Origin of the sequence: Devosia sp. (assembly GCF_028290645.1) — a bacterium.
Taxonomy (GTDB): domain Bacteria; phylum Pseudomonadota; class Alphaproteobacteria; order Rhizobiales; family Devosiaceae; genus Devosia_A.
On sequence record NZ_JAQGJL010000323.1, the window covers coordinates 1 to 2,519 of the forward strand.

The 2,519-nt window shown below is 64.8% G+C and carries 1 protein-coding gene; it reads right to left on the reverse strand.

The window, feature by feature from the left end; genetic code table 11:
* Positions 1-233: 233 nt before the first annotated feature.
* Positions 234-2,519: DNA mismatch repair protein MutS (mutS, locus tag JWQ89_RS17280; protein ID WP_299642985.1), on the reverse strand; the 2,286-nt coding region annotated here is incomplete at its 5' end.

Here is a 2,519-nt window from a genome sequence, read left to right on the forward strand (position 1 = left end):
ACTAGCGACAATCAAATCATTCCCGATATTGGTGCGGCACGAAAATGGCTCAGAATGACTACGAAAACGCTACTTCGGCAAGCCCTTGAAGAACCGCAGTTGTTCCATGATCTTAAGCGCGTTTGAACGTAACCTACAAGCCCCATGGGAATAAAGATTTAGCTTAACATCCCCAAAAAAACCTTTTTTCTCGCCTCCCTGCCTTATAGCTGGCTGACTCCTTTACGCCGAGATCACTTCCCCCACTTCCCCTTCCATTCGCGCAGCAGTTCGAACGCCTGCAGCGGCGATAGCGAATCGAGGCTGACGCCGGCCAGCGACTTGAGGAGTTCCACGCTGGGGTCTTCGAAGAGCGGCATCTGAAGATCGTTCTCGACCTTCCGATTCTTCAAGCCCTTCTTCAACGAAACGTGATGGACAGCCAGTTCGGACAGAAGCTGCCGCGCTCGTTCGAGAACACCCTTAGGCACGCCCGCCAGCCGCGCGACGTGGATGCCGTAGCTGCGATCCGTCCCGCCTTCGACGATGCGGTGCAGGAAGACGACCTGATCCTCCCACTCGCGCACGGCGACGTTGAGGTTGCGCACGCCCTTGAAACGCTGGGCGAGGTCGGTGAGCTCGTGGTAGTGCGTGGCGAAGAGGGTGCGGCAGCGGATGGTGCTGGCAATGTGCTCGGCGATGGCCCAGGCGAGGCTCAGGCCATCGAGGGTGCTGGTGCCGCGGCCGATCTCGTCGAGGACGACTAAACTCCGGTCGGTGGCGTTGTTGAGGATGTTGGCGGTCTCGGTCATCTCGACCATGAAGGTAGATTGGCCGGAGTGCAGTTCGTCGGAGGCGCCGATGCGGGTGAAGAGGCGATCGACGACGCCGACCTTGGCGCTTTTAGCGGGGACGTAGGAGCCGACCTGGGCGAGCAGGACGCAGAGGGCGACCTGGCGGATGTAGGTGCTTTTGCCAGCCATGTTGGGGCCGGTGATGAGGGCGAGGGTGTCGGCCTCGCCAAACTTGACGTCGTTGGCGACGAACTCAGCGCCGAGCTGCTGGTCGAGGACGGGGTGGCGGCCGTCCACAACTTCGAGCACGCGCTCGTCGGTGATCTCGGGACGGCAGTAGCGCCGCTCCTGCGCGAGGACGGCGAGGCCGGCAAGGACGTCGAGTCGGCCGAGCGCGGCGGCGAGTTCTTGAAACTGCGCGACGGCGGGGAGAAGCGTCTGCCGGACATTCTCGAACAACGTCTGCTCCAGCCCGATCGACTTGTCCCGCGCCCCCAGCGCGTCGCCTTCAAAGGTCTTAAGCTCGTCGGTAATGTAGCGCTCAGCGTTGGTGGTGGTCTGCTTGCGGGTCCAGGCGGCCGGCACCTTCTCCTTGTGCGCGTTGCTGACCTCGATGTAGTAGCCGAACACCTTGTTGTAGGAGACCTTCAGGCGGTCGATGCCGGTCTCTTGGGCGAGGCGGGCCTGGTATTTGGCGAGCCACGCCTGGGAGTTGGTGGCGATGTCGCGGAGGCGATCGAGCTCGGAATCGAAGCCGTCGGCGATGACGCCCCCTTCGCGGAGATGGGGCGCGGGCTCGGCGAGGATGGCGGAGGCGATGAACTTGCCCTGCTCGGCGCAGAAGGGTTTGAGCGAGAGCAGCTCGGGGGCGACCTCGCTGAACTTCGGCAGTTTCTCGAGGCGCTCGAAGAGGCCGCCGGCTCGGGGGAGATCGCTGAGGCATTTCGCCAAGCCGGCAAGGTCGCGCGGATTCGCGCGGTTCACCGCGAGCCGCGCCACGATGCGCTCGATGTCGCAGACGCGGTCCATCTCAGTGACAACGAACTTGAGGTCCGCTGGGGAATCGAGCAGCGCCGCGATGGCTTCCTGGCGGGCGACGATGTGCTCGATGTCGCGCAGCGGGGAGCGCAGCCACTGGCGCAGCAGCCGCCCGCCCATGGCGGAGCGGGTGCGGTCGATGGCGCTCAGCAGCGTCCCCTCGGTGCCGCCGCTGCGGACGGTGCGATCGACCTCGAGGCTCCGCCACGAAGCGGGGTCGATCATCAGGTGATCGTCCACGCAATGGCGGCGGAGGGCGCGGAGGTGGCCCATGGAAGCGCGCTGGGTTTCTTCGAGATACGAGAGCACCGCGGCGGCGGCGAAGACGCCGGGGTCATCGTCGGCAAAGCCGAAGCCCGCGGTGGTGGAGGCCTGCCACTGCTTCTGCACCTGCTCGCGGGCGTGGTGCTGGGTGAACTGCCAACCGGGGCGCTGCGTGATCGCCTTGACTCCCAGGGCCTCGATCGCCTTGGCGATCTCGTGCGGCTGGCCGCTGGCGTGTTCGGGGACCAGTATCTCGGCGGGGCGAAGGCGGGCGATCTCGTCGAGCACCTGGCCTTGCGATGCGCTGGTGGCGACACAGTTGCCGGTGGAGAGCTCGACCCACGCCAGACCCGTCTTGAAGCCGTCGGCCTTGGTGATATTGAAGGCGACGGCGGCGAGGTAGTTGTCCGTCCGGCCATCCAGCAGCGGCTCGTCCGTCAGCGT